We start from the raw sequence: 22,366 nt of genomic DNA on the forward strand, positions 1-22,366 counted from the left end.
GGCACGGGGCGACCGTCGTCGCATGTCAGTCGCCCCGCCGTGGCGGCGGAATGCGGCCTTCGGCGATGTCGGCCATCCGCTTCGCGTCGGCCAGCAGGCCGCGCAGCAGGCGGACATCGCGCGCATCCAGCGCCGCCCGCAGGAACAGGCGACGGAACTTGCGCATCGCAGCCGCAGGCGTGCGGCCCTTGTGGAAATCGATCGCATCCAGTGTGTCCGCCAATTGCGAGAAGAAGCCTTCCAGCTCGGCATGGGTCGCGGGCGGCTCCCGGCCCGGCGGGGGCGGGGGGGCGTCCGCGGACGCCGACGGCTGCGCCGGGGCCGTCCAGCGGCCCGGCATCGCCTGCTCGAGCCAAGCATTACGCAATTCGTATGCCAAGACCTGCACCGCGGCCGCCAGGTTCAGCGAACCGTAGTCCGGATCGGACGGGATGTGCACGGCCGAGTGGCACAGTTGCAGCTCCTCGTTCTCCAGCCCGGTCCGCTCCCGGCCGAAGACCAGCGCGACCTCGCCGCCGGCCGCGGCCACGCCCAGCGCGCGGGCGGCGGCCTGCCGGGGATGCAGTTCCTCCAGCGCGATCCGCCGGCTGCGGGCGGTGCAGCCGAGTACCAGCCGGCAGTCGGCAACGGCCTCGGCCAGCGTGTCGGTGACGAGCGCAGACTCCAGCACGCCGACGGCGCCGGCCGCCAGGGCCACGGCCTCGGGATGCGGGAAACGCTCCGGCGCCACCAGCACCAGCCGGGCGAGGCCCATGGTGCGGATCGCGCGTGCGGCCGAGCCGATGTTGCCCGGGTGCTGGGTGCCGACGAGCACGATGCGCAGGCGATCGGCGGGAAATCCGGGCGGGAAATCGGACGGGAGCCCCGGCGGGGCATCGACGGACGATGCGGCCGGAGGCGGAACGGCGGAGGCGGACGACATGCCGCCAATGTTAAACTTTCCACGCGGTCACGCACCGCCACGCTCTTTGTCCCCGCCCCCCGCCTGTCCATTTCCGCGTCCGCGAGGACGCGTCCGGAGTCGTCCGCATGCATCAGCCCGCAGTCAATGTCATGGTCAAGGCGGCGCGCGCCGGCGGCAACGTCCTCCTCCGCAACCTGTCCCGCCTCGATGCCATCGACGTGATCGAGAAGGACCGGATGGACTTCGCCAGCGAAGTCGACCGCATGGCGGAAGTCGAGATCGTGAAGGAACTGCGCCGCGCGCACCCGGACTATGCGGTCCTCGGCGAGGAAGGCGGGCACCAGAAGGGCAATCGCGGCCCCAGCCGCTACACCTGGGTCATCGATCCGCTCGACGGCACCAGCAACTACCTGCACGGGTTCCCGCACTGGTGCGTCTCGATCGCGCTGTGCGAGGGCGCGGAACCGCTGCACGGGGTGATCTTCGACCCCCTGCGCAACGAACTGTTCACTGCCAGCCGCGGCAGCGGCGCCCAGCTCAACGGCCGCCGCATCCGCGTCAGCGAACGCAAGGAACTGAGCGGCGCGATGCTCGCCACCGGCTTCGCCCCGCGCGAGCGCAAGCGCGTCGACGCGCAGCTGGACTGCATCAAGTCGCTGCTGGTCCACGCCGAGGACATCCGCCGCGCGGGCTCGGCGGCGCTGGACCTCGCCTACGTGGCCGCGGGCCGCTACGACGGCTATTTCGAGGCCGGCCTGAAGGTGTGGGACATGGCGGCGGGCGTCCTGCTCGTGCGTGAGGCCGGCGGTCGCGTCTGCGACTTCCGCGGCGCCGCGCTGGGCCCGATGCACGTGGACCTCGGCACGCGCCAGGTGGCCGCCGCGAACGTGCGCCTGATCGAGCCGCTGCAGCAGACGATCGTCAACACCGGCTACGCGAAGACGTTCGACTGAGGCAACGCCCCGCCTTGGGTAGAGCGGCCTTCAGGCCGCTGTTGTTCTCTCGACGCAACATGGCGCAGGAATCAACAACTGCCCCTCTCGAAAAGGCAGCGGCCTGAAGGCCGCTCTACCGGACACGAAAAAGGCCGCGCAATGCGCGGCCTTTTTCGTGGGCAACTGCGTGCCGCCCGGCCGGTCAGGGGCGACGTGCCAGCGCGGCCTCGTCGCGGGCCTTCGGCATCAGGTCCTGCTTGGTGACCTTCAGCAAGCCCATCGTCAGCAGCGGGCAGGCGACGAAGATCGACGACAGCGTGCCGATGACGATGCCGAGCATCTGCGATTCGGCCATGCCGCGCAGCGAACCGCCGCCGTAGAGGTACAGCGCCAGCACCGTCAGGAACGCGACGAACGAAGTGATGACCGTACGCGACAGGGTCTGGTTGACCGAGCGGTTCAGCACTTCGTTGGGCTCGGCGCGCATGCCGCGGAAATTCTCGCGGACACGGTCGAACACCACGATGGTGTCGTTGATCGAGTAGCCCATCACCGACAGGATGCCGGCGAGGACGGTCAGGTCGAACTCGTGGCCGGTGATCGCGAACCAGCCGGTCACCACCACCACGTCGTGGAGCGTGGTGAGGATCGCCGCGACCGCGAACTTCCACTCGAAGCGCAGCGTGATGTAGACCAGGAAGCCGAGGACCACGAACAGCAGGGCGTAGAGGCCGTTCTCGGCCAGTTCGCGGCCGACCTGGGGGCTGATCTCGGCGCTGTTGAGCTTCTTGGCGACGTTGCCGGGCAGCGAAGCCGCGGCGCGGACCTTCTCGGCCACGCTCTCGGTCGCGGCATCGGCGTTGCCGGCGGCGGCCTTGGGGGTTTCGTCGCGCAGGCGGATCAGCAGTTCCTTGCCGGTGCCGAAGGTCTGCACCTGGGCGCCGCGGATGCCGGCCTTTTCCAGCTGGTCACGCACGCCGTCGACATCGACCGGCTTCTCGTAGGCCAGCTCGACGCCGACGCCGCCGGTGAAGTCCAGCGCGAAGTTGAAGCCCTTGGCGAACATCGCGCCGATGGCGACGAACATGATCAGGGCGGCCACGGCCAGCGACATCATGCGCAGACGCATGAAGTCGATGTTGCTGTCGTAGGGGAACACGTTGAAGGGTTTCATGGAGTCGGTTCCCTCAGATCGCGATGGACTGCAGCTTGCGGCGGCGGCCGTAGATCAGCGTGGCGATGCCGCGCGACACCGACACCGCGGTGTAGGCCGAGGTCGCGATGCCGAGCATGGTGGTGACACCGAAGCCCTTCAGCGGGCCGGTGCCGAAGGCGAACATCGCCAGGCCGGCCAGGAAGGCGGTGATGTTGGCGTCGAGGATGGTGCCCGACGCGCGGTCGTAGCCCTCGGAGATCGCCTTCAATGGTGGCAATCCGAGTCGCAACTCCTCGCGGATGCGTTCGTTGATCAGCACGTTGGCGTCCACCGACATGCCGACGGTGAGCGCGATGCCGGCGAGGCCGGGCAGGCTCATCGTCGCGCCGAACACCGACATCAGCGCGAACACCATCAGCAGGTTGAGCAGCAGCGCGAGGCTGGTGATCAGGCCGAACATCCGGTAGTAGACGAGGAAGAACGCCAGCGCGAACAGGAACGACGACACCACCGCGGTGAGGCCGCGCTCGATGTTCTGCTTGCCCAGGCTCGGGCCGACGGTGCGTTCCTCGACGAAGTCCATCGGCGCGGCAAGCGCGCCGGCCTTCAGCAGCTTCGACAGGTCCTCGGCTTCCTTCTGCTGCAGGCCGGTGGTCTCGAACTGCTTGCCGAACACGCCCTGGATGGTCGCCTGCGAGATCACGTCCTCGCGCACGTCGAAGTACTTCTCGGGCTTGCCGTCGACCATGCGCACCTTGGGCACGCGCTCGATGTACACCACCGCCATGGGCTTGCCCACGTTCTCGGTGGTGAACTGCAGCATGCGCTGGCCACCGGCGGTGTTCAGCGTGACCGACACCGCGGGCAGGCCGTTGCGGTCGGCCGAGGTGCGGGCGTCGACCATGTCGTCGCCGGACACGATGATGCGCTTGCTCAGCAGCACCGGGATCGGCTTGCCGTCGGCGCCGATGCGGCGGGTGTCGTACAGCCGCGCGCCCGGCGGCACGTTGCCGGTGTCGCGGGCGTCGTACGGGTTGCCGTCGTAGACCGCACGGTATTCGAGGGTGGCAGTGGCGCCGAGGATGCGCTTGGCCTCGGCGGTGTCCTGCACGCCCGGCAGCTGCACCACGACGCGATCGGCGCCCTGGCGCTGGATCACCGGCTCGGCCACGCCCAGCGAGTTGATGCGGTTGCGCAACGTGCCGAGGTTCTGCTCGATCGCGTTGAGCGTCATCTGCCGGACCATGTCGTCGGAGACGCCGACCTTGATCACGTCGCCCGAGGTCTCGTAGGTGAAGGCGTTGCCGGCGATCAGCGCGCCGGCGTCGACCACCGCGGCGGACAGCGTCTTCTGCACCACGCCCTGCGCGGCCGCGACGTCGGCGCCCTTGTTCAGGGTGATCGTGATGGTCTGCGGCGCGGTGCGATCGACGCCGGAATAGTCCACGCCCTTGTCGCGCAGCGCGCCGCGGATGTCGGTCAGGTAGACCTCGAAGCGCTTGTCGATGGCCGACTTCTTGTCGACTTCCATCAGGAAGTGGACGCCGCCCTGGAGGTCGAGGCCCAGCGGCATCGGCCGCGCACCGATCGCCGACAGCCAGTGCGGCGTGTTCGAGGCCAGGTTCATGGCCACGACGTAGTTGTTGCCCAGTTCGGCGCGGAGCGCGTCGGACGCCTTGCTCTGCGTGTCCGGGTTCGCGGTGCGCACCAGCAGGTTGTCGCCCTGCTTCTCGATCGTCTTCGGCTTGATCCCGGCTTTCGCCAGCACGCCGGCGATGCGCTGCTTCAGCGCGTCGTCGATCTGCGCGCCGTGGTTGGCGGTGACCTGCACGGAAGGATCCTGCGGGTAGATGTTGGGCAGCGCGTACAGCGCGCTGATCAGCACCACGAGCAGGATGGCGACGTATTTCCAGCGGGAATATTCGAGCATGACGGCCACCGCGTCCGGTCGTCCGACCGGCCGCATTCTGGTTGGGATCGGGAGATCAGACGGAACTCATTACTGCGACTTGAGCGTGCCTTTCGGCAGCACGTGGCCGATCGCGCCCTTCTGCACGCGGACGCGCACGTTGTCGGCCACTTCCACGCTCACGAAATTGTCGCCGATGTCGCGGACCACCCCGGCGATGCCGCCAGTGGTGATGACCTCGTCGCCCTTCGCCAGCTTGTCGAGCATGGCCTTGTGCTCCTTGGTGCGCTTGGACTGCTGGCGGGTCATGAAGAACAGCATCGCGCCGATCACCAGGATCGGCAGGAGCATGGTGCCGAGGCCGGGCGCGGCGCCCGGAGCGGCGGCGGCCTGAGCGTAGGCCGGGGAAATCAGGAGGTCGAACGGATTCATTTCGGGTCCGTGGCGCAAAACAGCTGGGGATTATGCCATGCGGGCCGGGCCGCCGGCTTTCAACCGTTTCCCGCCCCCGCCCGGGACCGTCCCGGGGCCCTTCCGTGACCGCCCCGCCGGCCGAAAGTTCAGGTGGCGGCGGCCCCGCCGCCGGCCCGGGCGGCATGGAACGCGGCCCGGAAGTCGGCGAACCGGCCGGCCTCGATCGCCGCACGGATGTCGGCCATCAGCTTCTGGTAGTACCAGAGGTTGTGCAGGGTGCCCAGCATCGGCGCCAGCATCTCGTTGCAGCGGTCGAGGTGGCGCAGGTACGACCGGGTGAAGCCGCCGACGCAGGCCGGGCAGCCGCAGCCTTCCTCGATCGGCCGCAGGTCTCGCTCGTACTTCGCGTTGCGGATGCGGACCGTGCCGAAACTGGTGAAGTAGTGGCCGTTGCGCGCGTTGCGGGTGGGCATCACGCAGTCGAACATGTCGATGCCGCGGGCGACCGATTCCACAAGGTCCTCCGGCCGGCCCACGCCCATCAGGTAGCGCGGCCGGTCGGCCGGCAGCTGCGGGCAGGTGTGTTCGAGCATATGGTTGCGCTCGGCCTCGGGCTCGCCCACGGCGAGGCCACCGACCGCATAGCCGTCGAAGCCGATCTGCTTCAGGCCATCGGCCGAGCGGGTGCGCAGGCCGTGGTGCACGCCGCCCTGGACGATGCCGAACAGCGCTGCGTCGTTGCCCTCGTGGGCCCGCTTCGAGCGCTCGGCCCAGCGCAGCGACAGCTCCATCGACTTGCGGGCCACGTCCTCCGTCGCCGGGTACGGGGTGCATTCGTCGAAGATCATCACGATGTCCGAATCCAGCACCTTCTGGATCCGCATGCTCTCCTCGGGGCCGAGGAAGACCTTGCTGCCGTCGGTCGGCGCGGCGAAGGTGACGCCGGCCTCGGTGATCTTGCGCTTGTGCGCCAGCGAGAAGACCTGGAAACCGCCGGAGTCGGTGAGGATCGGGCCGTTCCAGCGGGCGAAGCCGTGCAGGCCGCCGTGGTCGGCGATCACGTCAAGCCCGGGCCGCAGGTAGAGGTGGAAGGTGTTGCCGAGGATGATCTGGGCGCCGAGGCCGCGGATCTGGTCGGGCAGCACGCCCTTGACCGAGCCGTAGGTACCGACCGGCATGAAGGCCGGGGTTTCGACGGTGCCGCGCGGGAAGGTCAGGCGACCGCGACGGGCGACGCCGTCGGTGCCGAGGAGTTCGAAGGACAGTCTGGACATCCGACTATGATGACAGACCCCGTCGGCCCGCTCCGGATTGCCCATGCGCCCTGCCCTCGTCGCCACCCTGCTGCTCGCCGCCGCCCTGCCCGGCCTCGCCCGCGCCGACGAGCCCTGGCCCTACGAGGCCAAGTGCCGGACATGGGCCGACGTGGCCGTGCCGAAGCAGGACATCGGCAACGCGCCCACCGATTGCGACACCCAGGCGCTGTACTACGGCGAGGACGGCAAGGGCCTGAAGGCCGATCCCGTCGCCGCCCGGCAGTGCGCCTACCGCGAACGCGGCACCGGCAAAGCCATCGAGGAACAGGCGAACAACTTCGGCGGCAGCGGCGTGCTGATGATGGTGTATGCCAACGGCCACGGCGTGAAGCGGAACTTCCCGCTCGCCAAACGCTTCGCCTGCGAGTACGGCGGCGCCCCGGCCGAGGTGGAAGGCCGCCTGGGCCACATCGACGACATCGCCAGCGGCAAGACCCGCGACCCCATCGACCTCTGCGACGACATCACCAGCGGCATGATGATGGGCGTCTGCGCCCGCCGCGATGCCGACTCCGCGCAGTCCGCCCGCGAACGGCGCTGGACGGCGTTGCAGGCGTCGTGGACACCACCGCAGCGCGCGGCGCTCGCGGCCCTGCGCAAGGTGGCCAAGGACTACTTCGACAATGTCGCCCGCGAAGAGACCGACATGAGCGGCACCGCGCGCGGCGCGATGGCGACCGATGCCTACGAAACGCTGGACGTGGCGCTGCTGGCGGACGTCGAACGCTTCGAACGCCGCGAGCGTCCGGCCAAGGTCCCGGGCGACTTCGCCCGCGACGACAAGGCCCTCAATTCGGTCTATCGCAAGATCCTGGCGGCGCTGGAGGCGGCGAAGAAGAGCGACGACTTCGCCTACGGCACGGTCACGCCCGACGGCATCCGCACCACCCAGCGCAGTTGGCTGCGCTACCGCGATGCCTGGGTGGCATTCGCGGCGGTGCGCTACCCGGCGACGCCCAAGGAAGTGTGGCTGGCGTGGCTGAGCGAGGCGCGGACGAAGGCGTTGGTCGAGATCGTCGGCGAGGAGTGACGCACCGGCCGGCGCGCGCCCGGCTCAGCCCGGGCGCCGCAGGTGGATCAGGTCGCGCGTGGTCGCATAACCGGTGCCGCCGAGGCGGCCGACCAGGTCGAGTTTCAGCGGATCGACGTGGCGCGCGTCGGCCAGCACCGCGTCGTCGACGTGCGCCAGCAGGATCTCGGCGAACACGAGGTGATGGCTGGGCGTTTCGGCGGGATACGGCTGGATCGACGCCAGCCGGCATTCGAACGCCACCGGCGCGCCGACGACCCGCGGCGGCGCCACGCGCTCCGACGGCCGCGACGCCACGCCGCAGCGCTCGAATTCGCTGACGCCGTGCGGGAACGACGCCGAGGTCGCGTTCATCGTCGCCGCCTGCGCCGCGGACACCAGCTGGATCACCAGTTCGCCGCGCTCGCGCAGGTTGCGCAGCGTGTCCTTCTCGCTGCCGTCGGCACGCGGGCCGAGGCTCAGCAGCAGGGTCGGCGGCGCATCGCAGACCACCTGGAAGAAGCTGAAGGGCGCGAGGTTGTCGACGCCATCGGCGGAGCGCGTCGACACCCAGGCGATCGGCCGCGGCGTCACCGTCGCGGTCATCCAGCGATACGCCTCGGCAGCGTCGAGCGCGGTGAAATCAAGGCGCATGCGGGGCCTCCGCAGCGGTGTCGGGCTGTGGCCACAGCAGCATCGCGTCGCCGTAGCTGAAGAAACGGTAGCGCTGCTCGACCGCGTGCCGGTACGCCGCGAGGATGCGCTCGCGGCCGGCGAACGCCGACACCAGCATCAGCAGCGTGCTTTCCGGCAGATGGAAGTTGGTGACCATCGCGTCGACGCTGCGGATGCGGTAGCCGGGGAAGATGAAGATGCGCGTCTCGCCGGCGAACGGGTGCAACTCGCGGCTGCCGTCGTCGTGCGTGCGCATCGCGCTTTCCAGCGCGCGCACCACCGTGGTCCCGACCGCGACGACGCGGCCGCCGCGCTCGCGCGTGCGACGGATTTGCGCGACCAGTTCGGCGCCGACGTTCAGCCATTCGCCGTGCATGCGGTGGTCGCGCACGTCGTCGGCGCGCATCGGCTGGAACGTGCCGGCACCGACATGCAAGGTGACGTGGCCGAACTCGACGCCGCGCGCGCGCAGCGCGCCCAGCAGCGCCACATCGAAATGCAGGCCGGCGGTGGGCGCGGCGACCGCACCGACTTCCTTCGCGAACACGGTCTGGTAGCGCTCGCGGTCGTCGACGCCCGGTTCGCGCTTGATGTACGGCGGCAGCGGCAGCCGGCCGGCGTGCAGCAGCCACGATTCCAGGCCTTCGCCGAGATGGAAGCGCAGGTGGTAGAACTCGCCGTCGCGGCCCAGCACTTCGGCCTCGCCGCCGGCGTCGAGCGCGATGCGCCCGCCGGGCTTGGGCGATTTGCTGGCGCCGACCTGCGCCCGCGCCTCGTTGTCCGGCAGCAGGCGTTCGATCAGGATCTCGACCCGGCCACCGCTGGCCTTCTGGCCGAACAGCCGCGCCGGGATCACCCGGGTGTCGTTGAAGACCAGCAGGTCGCCGGGCTGCAGCAGATCGGGCAGGTCGCGCACGCCGCGGTCGTCGAAGGCCGCGGGCGCCGGCGGCACCACCAGCAGGCGGCTGGCAGAGCGCTCGGCCAGCGGCGCCTGCGCGATCAGCTCGGGCGGCAGGTCGAAATGGAAGTCGGACTTCTTCATGGGCGTCGGCGTCCAGGGGCGCGCATTGTAAGCCGCGCCGCTCAGACCACCCGCGCGTGCAGGTCGGGAAAGACCCGGCCGACCTTGCCCAGCAGGTAATCGCCGTAGGTGCCGTCGAACGGCGCGAGCACGCTGGCGCCGTCCCAGCGGTCGGCGCGGTCGGCGGCGACCTGCGCCAGATCGATGCGCGCGTGGCCGGGCAGCGGCGTCACCCGCGCGGAGAAGGCCGGGTCGAGGAACAGCGGGAAGGAATACCGCTCGCGGCCGCTGGCGTTGCGCACCCGGTGCGGCGTCGAGCGATACGTGCCGCCGGTGAGCCGGTCGAGCATGTCGCCGAGGTTGCACACCAGCGTGCCCGGCAGCGGCGGTGCGTCGATCCAGCCGCGCGGCGTGCGCACCTGCAGCCCCGGCACGTCGTCCTGCAGCAGCAGCGTCAGCAGGCCGTAATCGGTGTGCTCGCCGACGCCCCAGTCGTCGGCGTCGGCCGGCTGCGGCGGGTAGTGGAACAGCCGGAACAGCACCGTCGGATCGGCGGTGTAATGGCGCAGGAACCAGTCCGCCTCCAGCCCCAGGCTCAGCGCGATGCCGGCGAGCACCGCCTGCCCGGCGTCGACGGCGGCCGTCATGTATGCCGTCACCGCCTCGCGCAGCGCGGCCGGACGTTCGGGCCAGAGATTGGCGCCGTGCAGCGGCCAGCCGGCGGCGACGCGCGGGTCGTCCGGCGGCAACTCGGTGCCGAGGTACAGGCCTTCCTTGCGATCCGGCCAGCCGCTGGTCAGTTCGCCGCCGACCGGGAAGAACCCGCGCCACGCCCGGCCGCCGCGCGGCATGTCGATCCGTCGCTTCTCGTCCTCCGGCAGCGCGAAGAACGCCTGCGCCGTTTCGCGCAGGGCCGCCTGCAATCCGTCGTCGATGCCGTGCCCGGCGATGTAGAAGAAACCGTGCGCACGGCAGGCGTCGGCGATCTGCGCGGCCACCCGCGCCCGCGCCGCCGGGTCGGCGTCGCCCGGCGCGGCGCGCATCGGCGCGATGTCGACGACGGGCAGCGTCTCCGCGTTCGCGGCGTCGGCCATGGCGACCTCAGCGCTCGAACTTGGTCGACAGCACGATCGACGAGGTGGTGCGCTCCACGCCCTCGATCGCGCCGATGCGGTCGGTCAGCACGTCCCAGGCGCCGACGTCGGGCACCGCGCCGATCGCGATCAGGTCGTAGGCGCCGCTCACCGAATGCAGCGAGCGCAGTTCGGGCATCGCCCGCAGCGCCGCGACCACCACCGTCATCTGCTTGGGCTGCACCGCGATCATGATGTGCGCCCGCACTTGGCCGCGCTCGTATTCGTCGCTGACGCGGACGGTGTAGCCGCTGATCACGCCCTCGCGCTCCAGCCGCTCGATGCGGCTCTGCACCGTCGTCCGCGACAGCCCGAGGCGTCGGGCGATCTGGGCGGTGGAGGCCCGGGCGTTCTCGCGCAGCAGCGACAACAGCTGCTGGTCGGTCTCGGTGAGCTTCATGCGCGCGCCCCTTTTTCGTCGATTCGACGAAATATCGGCGAAAAACGTACAGATCACAACTGCCAATCGACCGGAATATCCCGATAATGGATGGTTCGACCCTTTCGGCCGGAGACCTGCCATGTCCCTTCTCGACACCCTCGCCCCGCTCCGCGCCCGTGCCGGTGCCCGTCGCACCCACGGTCTGGACGATGCGACCGTGCTGGCGTTCGCGGCCGGCCACCCCGACCTGGCCGAGGCCATCGCGGCCGCCGGCGCCGAATCCGCGCGCATCGCCGACGAATTCGCCGACCTGCTGGACCTGGACGAGAACGCGCAGATCCTCGCCGTGCAGGCCGGGTTCGTGAACTTCTACTCCAACGACACCGTGAACCCGTACGTCGCCCTCGCCGCGCGCGGCCCGTGGATCGTCACCCTCAAGGGCGCGGTGCTGCACGACTCCGGCGGCTACGGCATGCTCGGCTTCGGCCATGCGCCGAAGCCCGTCATCGAGGCCATGGCCCGCCCGCAGGCGATGGCCAACATCATGACCCCCAACCTCGCGCAGCTGCGCTTCGACCGCGCGATCCGCCGCGAGATCGGCCACACCCTCGGCCACTGCCCGTACGAGCGCTTCCTGTGCCTGAACTCGGGCTCGGAGTCGGTGTCACTGGCCTGCCGCATCATCGACGTCAACGCCAAGCTGATGACCGATCCGGGCGCGAAGCACGCCGGCCGCACCATCAAGCGCGTCGTCGTGAAGGGCAGCTTCCACGGCCGCACCGAGCGCCCGGCGCTCTATTCCGATTCCAGCCGCAAGTCCTACATGCAGCATCTCGCCAGCTTCCGCGGCGAGGACAGCGTGATCACGGTCGAGCCCTACGACGCCGACGCGCTGCGCAAGGTGTTCGCCGAGGCCGACGCCAACGGCTGGTTCATCGAGGCGATGTTCCTGGAACCGGTGATGGGCGAAGGCGATCCCGGCCGCTCGGTGCCGCGCGCGTTCTACGACGTGGCCCGCGAGCTGACCCAGGCGCACGGCGCGCTGCTGCTGATCGACTCCATCCAGGCCGGCCTGCGCGCCAACGGCGTGCTGTCGATCGTCGACTACCCCGGCTTCGAAGGCATCGAGACGCCGGATCTCGAAACCTATTCCAAGGCGCTCAACGCCGCGCAGTACCCGCTGTCGGTGCTGGCCGCGAACGCGCGCGCCGCCGAGCTGTACCGCAAGGGCACCTACGGCAACACCATGACCACCAACCCGCGCGCGCTGGACGTCGCCACCGCGGTGCTGGGCCTGTTCACGCCGGAACTGCGCGCCAACATCCGCGAGCGCGGCCGCGAGGCCGTCGCCAAGCTCGAAGCGCTGAAGGCCGAGCTGCCGGGCCTGATCACCAAGGTGCAGGGCACCGGCCTGCTGTTCTCGTGCGAACTGTCGCCGGCGTTCAAGGGCTACGGCACGGGCTCGACCGAGGAATGGCTGCGCGAGCACGGCATCGGCGTGATCCACGGCGGCGAGAACTCGCTGCGCTTCACCCCGCACTTCGCGATGCAGTCCGATGAACTGGACCTGCTGATCGGCATGGTCAAGCGCGCGCTGCTGGAAGGCCCGCGCGTGCAGCAGGCCGCCGCGGCCTGACGTACGCCGCGGCCGCGATGGCCGCCGACATCGCGAGCACACACCGACGACGCCCCGGTTCCGGGGCGTCGTCGTTTCCGCGAGACCGATGCACCTGACTCAGATCGACCCGAGGAACTCCAGCAATGGCTGCCGCTGCGTCGCGGTCAGCGCCTGGTAGGCGTTGCGCGCGGGCAACGCTTCGCCGTCGTGCAACTGGATCGCGCGATCGACCGAACCGGCGCGGCCGTCGTGCAGGTACGGCGCCCGGGCGCGCAGGCCCCACAGCGGCGCCGTGCGCATGTCGTGCGGGCCGGCGGTGCCCTGCACGATGCCGTCGCCGAGGCTGCCCATGTCGTGCAGCAGCAGGTCGGAGTAGAGGTACAGCGCCTTGAAGTTCAGCGCGGCGATGTCGCTGGGGCCGGTGGTCATCTGCGCCATGTGGCAGCCGCCGCAGCCGATCTGCTCGAACGTCTGCCGGCCCTGCAATGCGGTCGGCGTGAACTGCACCGACGGCGGCGCGGCAAGGTAGCGCATGAACTCGGCGACGACGTCGATGTCGGCCTTGCCGCTGACCGGATCGGGCCGGTCCTCGGGATCGGCGATGCGGTCGAACCGCGCCAGCAGCGCGGCGTTGCCGTTGGGTGCGTTCTCGGTCGGGAACAAGCGGTTGGTGATGCCCATCTCGTTGACGAAGGCATCCGCCGAAAACGCCAGCACCGTGGCCTGCTGCGCCTTCCAGCCGAAACGGCCGACGCGCACGCGGCCGGTCGCGACATCGTTCACCAGCGACGGCACACCGTTGAGGCCGAGCGCCTTCTGGCGTTCGGCATTGGCGAGGATCGTCTCGTCGGGGATCGCCTCGATCAACCCCAGCCCGAACAGCGGCGTCGACAGCCGCTGGGCGACGACGTTGGCCTGCGCGGGCACGACCTCCAGCGCCTGCGGGTCGATCGCGCGCACCTGCTGCAGCGAACCGCCGAGCGCTTCGAGCGGATCGAAGGTCGTCCCGGTGAGCTGGCCGAAACGGGTGACGCGCACCGGCGAACCGCCGCCCGGCGCCGGCTGGCCGTGGCAGGAAATGCACGAGTTGTTGTTGAAGATCGGGCCGAGCCCGCTCTGCGGCGATTCCGCGTTGAGGAAGCGGCCGAGGCCGACCGAGAAATCGTTGCGCTGCGCCGCGGTCAGACCCGGCAGCGGTTCGCCGAACGCGGTGGTCGGCACCGGCAGCGGCTGGCCGGCGCGTACCGCGGCATGGCGCACCGCGGGCAGCTTCATCACCACGACGCCGCGGCTTTCGCGCTGCGTGCGCAGCGGCGCCGACCACGTCGGCAGCGTCACCGCGACGGCGGCGGCGAGCAGGCCGGTGGCGACGAGGCAGGCGCGCCGCGAGGCGCCGGAGGCGAAGCGTCGACGCAGGGACGGGGCGCGCATGGCTCAGCCCTCCCCTTGCGGACCGGTCGGCGGCGGGCCCATCGGCGGACGACGCTCGCCCTGACCGCGCGGCCCGCCCTGCTCACCGGGACCTCCGAACGGCGGCGGCGGCCGGTGGGTCTGCTTCCACGTCTGGAACGCCTCGAACTGGCGGGCGTCGAGCACCTTGCGCAACTGCGCGTCGGTCGCGCTGGCGAGCGCGTCGTGTTCGGCGCGGGTGCGGGCATGCAGTTGCTCGACCTGCGCACGATGCGCTTCGAGGATCTTCGTCACCGCCTGCGCTTGGCGATCGTCCAGCGACAGCGTGCGGCGGAGCTCGTCGATCGGCGGGCCGGGCGGACGACCGCCGGCCTCGCCGCGCGGCGGCGGGCGATTGTCCATGTGATCGGCCATGCGATCGGGCGGACCGTCGCCACGCGACTGCGCGACGGCGGCGAGGCCCAGCAGCAGCGCCGGCGCCAGCAGCGCGAAGGCAAGAGAACGACGGGACATGCGACGCGACATGGGGGCACCTGGCCTGGCACGCCGGCGATTCCGGCCAGCACAGGCTAGGTGTGCATCCTGCAGCGGCCGTGGAGGCCTTGTGCAGGAATCGTGGAGAAATCGCGGAGATCGCCGACGACGACCGCACCGCACGTTACGCCGCGCCCGGCGACGGGCTAAGGTGCGGCCTCCGGTCGCTTCCGTGTCGTCCATGTCGCTGCGCCTCTGGCACCGCCTGTTCCTGGCCTTCGCGTCCGTGAGCGTCGTCGCGCTCGCGGTGTTCGCGACGCTGCAGGGACGCAGCGTGCAGGAAGGGTTCCTCGGTTACGTCAACCGGCTGGAACGCGAGCGCCTCCAGACCGCCAGCGCACACCTGGCGGACGCCTACGCCCGCCACGGCGACTGGCGCTTCCTGCGCGGCGACACGCCCCGGCTGCTGCGGCTGCTCAGTCTCGACACGCCGTTCGGCGAACCGCCCGCCGGTCCGCCCGCCAACCAGGCCGAACCGCCCGCCGATCCGTCAGCCCAACCGCCGGGCACGGGTGCTGATCCCGCGGGCTTCCCGCCGCCGCGCCCGCCGGGCGCGCCACCCGGGCCGCCGCGCGACCGCCGCCCCTTCCCGCCGCCGCCGCGCTACGCGCCGGGCATCGGCATCGACCTGCGGCCGCGGCTGCTGTTGCTGGACGCGCAGGGCGAGGTGGTCGCCGGCAATCCCGGCCTGCCGCGCGATGCCGCAAGCCTTCCGATCCTCGACGAGGGCGTCGTCGTCGGCCGCCTGCTGATCGCGCCGCTGCCGCGGCTGAGCGAGGACGTCGACCTCGAATTCGTGCGCCAGCAGCGCGCGCACATCGCGTGGCTGGCGCTGTCGGTGCTGCTGGCCGCGCTGCTGGTGGCCTGGGCGCTCTCGCGCTGGCTGCTGCGGCCGGTGCGCGCGCTGACCGCGGGCACCCGCGCGCTGGCGGCCGGCGACTACGCCGCGCGCATCGACGCCACCCGCACCGACGAACTCGGCGCGCTCGCCCGCGACTTCAACGCGCTGGCGAGCGCGCTGGAACGCCATCGCGACGCGCGCCGGCAGTGGAGCGCGGACATCGCCCACGAACTGCGCACGCCGATCAGCGTGCTCAGCGGCGAGATCCAGGCGCTGCAGGACGGCGTGCGCGCGGTCGACGCCGAGCGGCTGGCCTCGCTGCAGGCCGAATGCGGTCGCCTGCGCAGTCTGGTCGAAGACCTGTACCAGCTGTCGCTGTCGGAAGCCGGCGCGCTGAGCTACCGCTTCGAGCCGATGGACCTCGCCGAGGTCGTGCACGAAGCGGCCCGCGCCCACGAGGGCGGCCTGCGCGAGGACGGCCTGCTGCTGCAGGTGTCGGCGACCGCATCCTGCCCGCTGGCCCGTGGCGACCGCGCGCGGCTGCGGCAACTGCTCGACAACCTGCTGGCGAACGCGCGCCGCTACACCGACCGTCCGGGCACCGTGTCGATCGCGTTGGTGCGCGAGCGCGACGGCTGCCGGCTGACGATCGAGGACAGCGCGCCCGGTGTGCCCGACGCCGCGCTGCCGCACCTGTTCGAGCGGCTGTACCGGGTCGAGCCCTCGCGCAGCCGCAAGTTCGGCGGCGCGGGCCTGGGGCTGGCGATCTGCCGCAACATCGTCGAGGCGCACGGCGGCCGCATCGTCGCCACGCATGCGCCGCTGGGCGGTCTGCGCATCGACATCACGCTGCCGGAGCGGTGACACTCGCCGCATGAACGCCCCGGACGCCGCCCCGTCTTCGCCGCACGTGCTCATCGTCGAGGACGAGCCCAAGCTCGCGGAGCTGCTGCGCGACTACCTGCACGCCGACGGCTGCACCGCGGAGATCGTCGACGACGGCGAACGCGCGCTGGCGCGGGTGCGCGACGGCGTGCCCGGCGCCAGCCTGCCCGACGCGATCCTGCTCGACCTGATGCTGCCCGGCCGCGACGGGGTGTCGGTATGCCGCGCGATCCGCGCCCTGCCCGACCCGCGCGCCGCACGCATGCCGATCCTGATGGTCACCGCGCGGGTCGAGGAGATGGACCGCATCCTCGGGCTCGAACTCGGCGCCGACGACTACATCTGCAAGCCCTTCAGCCCGCGCGAGGTGGTGACGCGGGTGAAGGCGGTGCTGCGCCGCGTGCAGCCGCTGCCGCCGTCCCCCGTCGCGCCGGCGAGCGTCGCACCGCTGCTGCAGCTGGACGACGACCGCTTCGAGGCGCGCCTGCGCGGCACGCTGCTGCCGCTGACGCCGGTGGAATACCGGCTGCTGCGTGCCCTGCACGCACGTCCCGGCCGGGTGCTGTCGCGCGCGCAGCTGATCGATGCCGCCTACCTCGACCACCGCGTGGTCAGCGACCGCACCGTCGACAGCCACATCAAGAACCTGCGGCGCAAGCTCGCCGCCTGCGGCGACGGCGCCGACCCGATCGTCGCCGTGTACGGCATGGGCTACAAGCTCGACGCCGGCGGTGCGGGCGAGGCATGAGCCTGCCCGCGCTGCGCCTGCTGCCGGGGCTCGACGGCACCGCGCGCTTGCTCGCGCCGTTCGTGGCGGCCGCGCGCGGCGCCGGGTTCGCCGACGTGGCCGCGATCGGCTACCCCGCCGATCGCGTGCTGGGCTACGCCGCGCTCGAAGCGTTCGCGCGCGAGGCGCTGCCGCGCGAAGCGCCGTTCGTGCTGATGGGCGAATCCTTTTCCGGGCCGGTCGCGCTGGCGCTCGCCGCCGATCCGCCGCCCAACCTGCGCGGGCTGGTGTTGTCGACCACGTTCGCGAAGGCGCCGGTGCCCGTGCCGTCACCGCTGGCCGCGTTCGCGCGGATCGCGCCGGTGCGCACGCTGCCGACGGCGGCGCTGTCGTTCGCGCTGCTCGGTCGCTGGGCGACGCCCGCGCTGCGACGCGAATTGCGCGACGCGCTCGACGCCGTCGCGCCCGCGGTGCTGCGCGCCCGCGCCGAGGCAGCCATGCGCGTGGACATGCGCGACCGCCTCGCGCGCATCCGCGTGCCGGCGCTGTGCCTGCGCGCCACGCACGATCGCCTGCTGCGTCCGGGCGCGCACCGCGCGCTGTGCGCGGGCCTGGCCGACGCGCGCGAGATCGCGATCGACGGTCCGCACCTGCTGTTGCAGACGCGCACGCAGGCGGCGGTCGACGCCGTCGCCCGCTTCGCGGCCGGGCTCGGTTAGCCTAGAGGCCCCCGTTCCCACGCGCCGCAGGTCCGTCATGTCCGTCGTCGAAGTCACCCATCCGCTGGTCCGCCACAAGCTCGGGCTGCTGCGCGACGCGGCCACCGGGCCGGCGCTGTTCCGTCAGGTCGCGGCGGAAATCGCCACACTGCTGGCCTACGAGGCCACCGCCGACCTCGCGCTGGGCGACCGCGCCATCGACACCTGGGCCGGGCCGCTGACCGTCGGCCGCTGCGACCAGAGCGCGATCACGCTGGTGCCGATCCTGCGCGCGGGCCTGGGCTTCCTGCCCGGCGTGCAGGCGCTGCTGCCGAACGCGCCGGTGAGCGTGATCGGCCTGCGCCGCGACGAAGAGACCTTGCAGCCGCATGCGTACTACCAGCGCTTCGTCGAAGGCATCGCCGGCCGCACCGCGCTGCTGATCGACCCGATGCTGGCCACCGGCGGCAGCGCGCTGGCGGCGATCGACGCACTGAAGGCCGCGGGCGTGGCGCGGGTGAAGGCGATCTTCCTCGTCTCCGCGCCGGAAGGCCTGCGCGCGCTGGAAACGAAACACCCCGACGTCGCGATCTGGACCGCCGCGATCGACGAGCGCCTCAACGACCACGGCTACATCCTGCCCGGCCTCGGCGACGCGGGCGACCGGCTGTTCAACACGCCGGCGTAATGCACCGACCTGCGCGGCGCGGAGTGTGTTGCACGGAACCCGGTAGAGCGGCCTTCAGGCCGCTGCTTTTCATCAAGTTTCCAACAGCAGCGGCCTGGTGTTCAACAGCCGAATGGCTGGTCAGGCCGCTCTACCGAACCGCGGCGCCACAAGAGACGAGGTGGGTTCGCGGTCGCGCGGATCAGGCATCCACCGCGAACATCCACACGCCGACGCCCGCTTCGCCCAGCAGCACGCCCCACGTCAGCAACGTGCCGATGAAGCGCCCGGGCGACGTGCCCGAACGGCGCGACAGCCCGTACGCGTGCAGCAGGCGGCCGAGCAGCAGCGTGCCGCCGAAGCCCCAGAGCCACCGCGGGTCGAGACCCGTCAGTTCGAGCAGACCCAGCAGCAGCAGCGCAAGTGGCGCGTATTCGATGAGATTGCCGTGCGCGCGCATGCGCCGGGTCATCACCTTGTCGCCGCCGTCGCCCAGCGCGATCTTCGCGCTGAAGCGGAACAGCGCGACGCGGGTCGCGAGGATGACCACCAGCACGGCGTGCAGGGCGGCAAACAGCAACGTGATGCGCGGCATGGCGGATTCCTTGCGGCAGGATCAGGCGACCAGCGGCCGCGCCTTGAGCGCGGCGACCTCGTGCGCGGTGCCGTAGCGGCCCTTGTCGTCGCGCACGACCTGCGCCAGCGCGCAGTCCGGGTCGTGGGTGAAGAACAGATGCACGTTGCGCGCGAGCTTGTCGTCGAGGAAGGCGCGCTTCTCGTCGATCAGCTGCTCGGGATTGCGGTCGTAGCCCATCGTGATCGGCACGTGCACCCACGGGCGGCCGGGGATGAGGTCGGCGCAGAACACCACGCCGCCGTGGGCCGCGTCGTCGACGCGCTCGGGCCCGACGATCTCCGCCAGCATCAGCCCCGGCGTGTGGCCGTCGCTGAAGTGGAAGCGCACCGTGTCGCCCAGCGCCGCGCAGTGCGGGCCGTCGACGAGTTCCAGCCGCCCGCTCGCTTCGAGCAGCGCCGGCAACTCGGGAATGAAGCTGGCGCGGTCGCGCGGATGCGGATGCAGCGCGCGTTCCCGGCAGCCACGGCTGACGACGAAGGTCGCGTTGGGGAACAGCAGTTCCGGCGCGGCGCCTTCGCGCCACGGCGCAAGCAGGCCACCGGCGTGATCGAAATGCAGGTGCGACAGCACGACGACGTCGATGTCCGCGTGATCGAAGCCGGCCTCGGCCAGCGCGTCGAGCAGCACGTGGCGATCCTCGACCACGCCGTAGCGCTCGCGCAGCTTCGGCTCGAAGAACGCGCCGATGCCGGTCTCGAACAGCACCGTCTTGCCATTCAGCGGACTGGCGAGCAGCGCGCGGCAGGCCAGCGGGATGCGGTTGTGGTCGTCCGGCGCGATCCAGCGTTCCCACACCGCGCGCGGCGCGTTGCCGAACATCGCGCCGCCGTCGAGCTTCTGCGAATTGCCGAGCAGGGACCAGAGTTTCATGGCGATGCCTTCATGGCGTGATGTCCTCAGGACGTGCGGACGGGTCGTTCGATGGCGTAGAGCAGTTCGGTGCAGGCCTCACCCTTGCACGTGGTCTCGGCGGTGCCGACGTGCTGCAGACCGAGGCGGTCCAGCATCCGCAGGCACGGCGCGTTGCGCACATCGGTCGACGCGATCACGCGCTGCACCGAGGTGTGCGCGAACAGCAGCGCGATGAGCCCGGCGACGGCCTCCTGCGCCAGCCCCCGGTGCTGGAAATCCGGATGCAGCGACACGCCGAACTCGGCGATGCGCGCGTCCGGCGACAAGCCGATGCCGAGATCGCCGACCAGGCGATCATCCGCGTTGCCGGCGATGCCGATCTGCGTCCACTCGCCGGCTTCGAGCCCGGCGTTGCGCGCGTAGTCGCGCAGCAGCGCTTCGGTCTCGGTTTCCGACGTCGCCGACCAGCCTTGGTAGCGCGCGACCTCGGGATCGCCGCGGTAGTTGTGGAAGGCCCGGAAATCGGACACGCGCAGGCGGCGCAGGCGCACGCGTTCGCAGGCGTGGGGCAGATGCAGGAACAGGCTCATGCGAACAGACTCATGTGCGACGCCCCGGGATCACGGTGCTGAAGCCGCGGCCTCGACCTTCGCCTCGCCCACCGGATTGCGCGGGTCGCTGCCGCCGTGGAGGGTGTTGTCGCGCAGGTTCCACTCGACCGTCTGCAGGTTGCCCCAGGTGTCGCTGGAGCGCTGGCCGCCGGCGGCGTCCTTGGGCGTGGTGACGATGTGGCCCATCGCGCGCAGCGCGGCGATGACGTCGTCCGGCAGCGCGTCGCGCTCGGTGTCGATCACGTCGGGCAGCCACTGGTGATGGTAGCGCGGGAGAGCGGCGACCTGCTGGGCGTCGAGGCCGTCGGCATAGCCGAGCACGCCCAGCAGCACCATCGTGATGATGCGGCTGCCGCCCGGCGTGCCGAGCACGGCGACACGGTCCTTCGATTCCATGAAGGTCGGCGTCATCGAACTGAGCATGCGCTTGCCCGGCTTCGGCGCATTGGCGTCGTAGCCCATCACGCCGAACGCGTTCGGCACGCCGGGCACCAGCGCGAAGTCGTCCATCTCGTCGTTGAGCAGCACGCCGGTGCCGGGCGCGATCAGGCCCGAGCCGAACAGCAGGTTCACCGTCTGCGTGGCGGCGACACGGTTGCCCTCGGCGTCGAGGATCGAGAAGTGCGTGGTCTCGTCGTCTTCCAGCGGCGTCGGCTGCCCGGACAGCAATTCGCTCGGCGTGGACTTGTCGGGATGGATCGTCGCGCGCAGGCCGGCGGCGTAGTCCGGGTCCATCAGCGTGCGCATCGGGATCTTCACGAAATCCGGATCGCCGAGGTAGAACGTGCGGTCGCGGAACGCGCGACGCATGGCCTCGACCACGAGATGCACGCGCTGCGCCTGCGGCAGCTTCTGCAGGTCCCACGGTTCGAGGATCTGCAGCATTTCGGCGAGCGCCACGCCGCCGGACGACGGCGGCGGCGCGGTGACGATCTTCCAGCCGTCGTACTCGAAGCTCAGCGGCGCGCGTTCCTTGACGCGATAGCCGGCGAGTTCGGCGGCGGTCCACTTGCCGCCTTCGGCATTCACGCCCGCGACCAGCTTCTTCGCGATCGGGCCGCGGTAGAAGCCGTCAAACCCCTGCGCAGCCAGCGTTTCCAGCGTGCGCGCCAGGTCGGGCTGGCGGAACAGTTCGCCTTCCTGCGGCGCATGGCCGGCGGCGAGGAACACGGCGCGCGTGCCCTTGTAGCGCTCCATCACTTCGCGGCGCGCGGCGTAGCCCTTGGCGAAGCGGCCATACACCGGGAAACCGTCGCGGGCGATGCGGATCGCCGGCGCGAGGCTGGTCTTCAGCGGCAGACGGCCGTACTGCGTCGCGAGGTGCACCAGGCCCGCCGGCAGGCCGGGGATGCCCGCCGACCATGGCCCGTTGGTGGCGCGGTCGCGGTCGGGCTTGCCCTGCGCGTCGAGATACTGCGCGGTGGTCGCCGCGGCGGGCGCGGTCTCGCGGGCGTCGACGAAAATGTCGCGGCCGGTCTTGGCGTCGTGCAGCAGGAAGAAGCCGCCGCCGCCGAGGCCCGAGGAGATCGGCTCGACCACCGACAGCACCGAGGACACGGTGACCGCGGCATCGAAGGCGTTGCCGCCCTGGCGCAGCGTCTCCATGCCGGCGTCGGTGGCGAGCTGGTGCGCGCTGGCGATGGCGGCGCCGGGCGGATGCGCGGGCGGCGCGGCGCCATCGGCCTCGGCCGCGAAGGACGCCGGCGCGAACGCCAGCGCGACGCACAGCAGCGACGAGGACAGGACGGCGATGAAACGGAGGGAAGTCATGCGTCTTGCTCCTGGAGTCCGGCGAGCTTGGCCAGCAGCGCCTCGTGCGATTCGGGGTGGGCCGGGTCCGGATCGATGCATTCGACCGGGCACACGACCACGCACTGCGGCTCGTCGTGGTGGCCGACGCATTCGGTGCAGCGCGCCGGATCGATGACGTAGATGGTTTCGCCCTGCGTGATCGCGCGGTTCGGGCACACCGGCTCGCAGACGTCGCAGTTGACGCAGGCTTCGTTGATCTTCAGCGACATGGGGTCGGGAG

The 22,366-nt window shown here is 71.0% G+C and carries 23 protein-coding genes; 7 read left to right on the plus strand and 16 right to left on the minus strand.

Annotation, left to right across the window (positions count from 1 at the left end; genetic code table 11):
- Nucleotides 1–25: 25 nt before the first annotated feature.
- Nucleotides 26–922 (minus strand): RNA methyltransferase, encoded by an 897-nt coding sequence (locus ACT53R_RS01430; RefSeq protein ID WP_476170048.1) that lies wholly within the window; start codon nt 920–922, stop codon nt 26–28.
- 107 nt (nt 923–1,029) lie between these two features.
- Here ACT53R_RS01430 and ACT53R_RS01435 point away from each other — a divergent pair, with 107 nt between their 5' ends.
- A complete protein-coding gene (locus ACT53R_RS01435; RefSeq protein WP_476170049.1) occupies nt 1,030–1,857 on the plus strand; it encodes an inositol monophosphatase family protein in 828 nt (275 codons plus the stop codon).
- A gap of 184 nt (nt 1,858–2,041) precedes the next feature.
- Here ACT53R_RS01435 and secF read toward each other — a convergent pair whose 3' ends face one another.
- From secF to tgt, 4 genes are all read right to left on the minus strand, one after another.
- Nucleotides 2,042–3,013 carry a protein translocase subunit SecF gene (gene secF, locus ACT53R_RS01440; RefSeq protein WP_476170050.1) on the minus strand — a complete coding sequence of 324 codons (972 nt, stop codon included), beginning with the start codon at nt 3,011–3,013 and terminating at the stop codon, nt 2,042–2,044.
- Nucleotides 3,014–3,026: 13 nt separating this feature from the next.
- Nucleotides 3,027–4,925 carry a protein translocase subunit SecD gene (gene secD / locus ACT53R_RS01445; RefSeq protein ID WP_476170051.1) on the minus strand — a complete coding sequence of 633 codons (1,899 nt, stop codon included), beginning with the start codon at nt 4,923–4,925 and terminating at the stop codon, nt 3,027–3,029.
- A gap of 69 nt (nt 4,926–4,994) precedes the next feature.
- Nucleotides 4,995–5,336 (minus strand): preprotein translocase subunit YajC, encoded by a 342-nt coding sequence (gene yajC / locus ACT53R_RS01450; protein ID WP_476170052.1) that lies wholly within the window; start codon nt 5,334–5,336, stop codon nt 4,995–4,997.
- A gap of 128 nt (nt 5,337–5,464) precedes the next feature.
- Nucleotides 5,465–6,592, minus strand: a complete 1,128-nt coding sequence (tgt, locus tag ACT53R_RS01455) for a tRNA guanosine(34) transglycosylase Tgt (RefSeq protein WP_476170053.1) — start codon at nt 6,590–6,592, stop codon at nt 5,465–5,467.
- Between the two features lie 43 nt (nt 6,593–6,635).
- Here tgt and ACT53R_RS01460 point away from each other — a divergent pair, with 43 nt between their 5' ends.
- Nucleotides 6,636–7,664, plus strand: coding sequence for a lysozyme inhibitor LprI family protein (locus tag ACT53R_RS01460; protein ID WP_476170054.1), 1,029 nt, complete (start codon nt 6,636–6,638; stop codon nt 7,662–7,664).
- Nucleotides 7,665–7,688: 24 nt separating this feature from the next.
- Here ACT53R_RS01460 and ACT53R_RS01465 read toward each other — a convergent pair whose 3' ends face one another.
- Genes ACT53R_RS01465 through ACT53R_RS01480 form a run of 4 tightly spaced genes read right to left on the minus strand, consistent with a single transcriptional unit; the run spans nt 7,689 to nt 10,872 of the window.
- The gene (locus ACT53R_RS01465; RefSeq protein WP_476170055.1) at nt 7,689–8,297 is read right to left on the minus strand and encodes a flavin reductase family protein; all 609 of its coding nucleotides are present in this window, start codon (nt 8,295–8,297) and stop codon (nt 7,689–7,691) included.
- Nucleotides 8,287–9,360 carry a tRNA preQ1(34) S-adenosylmethionine ribosyltransferase-isomerase QueA gene (gene queA, locus ACT53R_RS01470; RefSeq protein ID WP_476170056.1) on the minus strand — a complete coding sequence of 358 codons (1,074 nt, stop codon included), beginning with the start codon at nt 9,358–9,360 and terminating at the stop codon, nt 8,287–8,289. The genes ACT53R_RS01465 and queA overlap by 11 nt, the downstream gene beginning before the upstream one ends.
- A gap of 41 nt (nt 9,361–9,401) precedes the next feature.
- Nucleotides 9,402–10,433 (minus strand): isopenicillin N synthase family dioxygenase, encoded by a 1,032-nt coding sequence (locus ACT53R_RS01475; RefSeq protein WP_476170057.1) that lies wholly within the window; start codon nt 10,431–10,433, stop codon nt 9,402–9,404.
- Between the two features lie 7 nt (nt 10,434–10,440).
- The gene (locus tag ACT53R_RS01480) at nt 10,441–10,872 is read right to left on the minus strand and encodes an Lrp/AsnC family transcriptional regulator (RefSeq protein WP_476170058.1); all 432 of its coding nucleotides are present in this window, start codon (nt 10,870–10,872) and stop codon (nt 10,441–10,443) included.
- Between the two features lie 121 nt (nt 10,873–10,993).
- Here ACT53R_RS01480 and ACT53R_RS01485 point away from each other — a divergent pair, with 121 nt between their 5' ends.
- The gene (locus tag ACT53R_RS01485) at nt 10,994–12,490 is read left to right on the plus strand and encodes an aminotransferase class III-fold pyridoxal phosphate-dependent enzyme (RefSeq protein WP_476170059.1); all 1,497 of its coding nucleotides are present in this window, start codon (nt 10,994–10,996) and stop codon (nt 12,488–12,490) included.
- 99 nt (nt 12,491–12,589) lie between these two features.
- Here the strand turns inward: ACT53R_RS01485 and ACT53R_RS01490 are convergent, their stop codons facing one another.
- The gene (locus tag ACT53R_RS01490) at nt 12,590–13,903 is read right to left on the minus strand and encodes a di-heme oxidoredictase family protein (protein ID WP_476170060.1); all 1,314 of its coding nucleotides are present in this window, start codon (nt 13,901–13,903) and stop codon (nt 12,590–12,592) included.
- 3 nt (nt 13,904–13,906) lie between these two features.
- The gene (locus ACT53R_RS01495) at nt 13,907–14,395 is read right to left on the minus strand and encodes a hypothetical protein (RefSeq protein WP_476170061.1); all 489 of its coding nucleotides are present in this window, start codon (nt 14,393–14,395) and stop codon (nt 13,907–13,909) included.
- A gap of 202 nt (nt 14,396–14,597) precedes the next feature.
- Here ACT53R_RS01495 and ACT53R_RS01500 point away from each other — a divergent pair, with 202 nt between their 5' ends.
- Genes ACT53R_RS01500 through upp form a run of 4 tightly spaced genes read left to right on the plus strand, consistent with a single transcriptional unit; the run spans nt 14,598 to nt 18,255 of the window.
- Nucleotides 14,598–16,121 carry an ATP-binding protein gene (locus ACT53R_RS01500; RefSeq protein WP_476170062.1) on the plus strand — a complete coding sequence of 508 codons (1,524 nt, stop codon included), beginning with the start codon at nt 14,598–14,600 and terminating at the stop codon, nt 16,119–16,121.
- A 10-nt stretch (nt 16,122–16,131) separates the two neighbouring features.
- Nucleotides 16,132–16,890, plus strand: coding sequence for a response regulator (locus ACT53R_RS01505; protein ID WP_476170063.1), 759 nt, complete (start codon nt 16,132–16,134; stop codon nt 16,888–16,890).
- Nucleotides 16,887–17,588: an alpha/beta fold hydrolase gene (locus ACT53R_RS01510; RefSeq protein WP_476170064.1), complete on the plus strand. Its 702-nt coding sequence runs from the start codon at nt 16,887–16,889 to the stop codon at nt 17,586–17,588. Before ACT53R_RS01505 ends, ACT53R_RS01510 begins: the two co-directional genes overlap by 4 nt.
- Nucleotides 17,589–17,625: 37 nt before the next feature.
- Complete coding sequence (gene upp, locus ACT53R_RS01515) at nt 17,626–18,255, plus strand: uracil phosphoribosyltransferase (protein ID WP_476170065.1); 630 nt, start codon at nt 17,626–17,628, stop codon at nt 18,253–18,255.
- A 181-nt stretch (nt 18,256–18,436) separates the two neighbouring features.
- On the opposite strand, the gene ACT53R_RS01520 is transcribed toward upp, so the two are convergent.
- From ACT53R_RS01520 to ACT53R_RS01540, 5 genes are read right to left on the minus strand one after another with little or no spacing between them, the layout of a single operon-like run.
- On the minus strand, nt 18,437–18,829 hold the full coding sequence (locus tag ACT53R_RS01520) for an MAPEG family protein (protein ID WP_476170066.1): 393 nt from the start codon (nt 18,827–18,829) through the stop codon (nt 18,437–18,439).
- 21 nt (nt 18,830–18,850) lie between these two features.
- Nucleotides 18,851–19,741 carry an MBL fold metallo-hydrolase gene (locus ACT53R_RS01525; RefSeq protein ID WP_476170067.1) on the minus strand — a complete coding sequence of 297 codons (891 nt, stop codon included), beginning with the start codon at nt 19,739–19,741 and terminating at the stop codon, nt 18,851–18,853.
- Between the two features lie 26 nt (nt 19,742–19,767).
- Nucleotides 19,768–20,313: a GNAT family N-acetyltransferase gene (locus ACT53R_RS01530; RefSeq protein WP_476170068.1), complete on the minus strand. Its 546-nt coding sequence runs from the start codon at nt 20,311–20,313 to the stop codon at nt 19,768–19,770.
- Nucleotides 20,314–20,343: 30 nt separating this feature from the next.
- Nucleotides 20,344–22,104 carry a gamma-glutamyltransferase gene (gene ggt / locus ACT53R_RS01535; RefSeq protein ID WP_476170069.1) on the minus strand — a complete coding sequence of 587 codons (1,761 nt, stop codon included), beginning with the start codon at nt 22,102–22,104 and terminating at the stop codon, nt 20,344–20,346.
- Nucleotides 22,101–22,355, minus strand: coding sequence for a YfhL family 4Fe-4S dicluster ferredoxin (locus ACT53R_RS01540; RefSeq protein ID WP_476170312.1), 255 nt, complete (start codon nt 22,353–22,355; stop codon nt 22,101–22,103). Before ACT53R_RS01540 ends, ggt begins: the two co-directional genes overlap by 4 nt.
- Nucleotides 22,356–22,366 lie beyond the last annotated feature (11 nt).

The sequence above is a fragment of the Lysobacter sp. DMC104 genome (assembly GCF_056313665.1).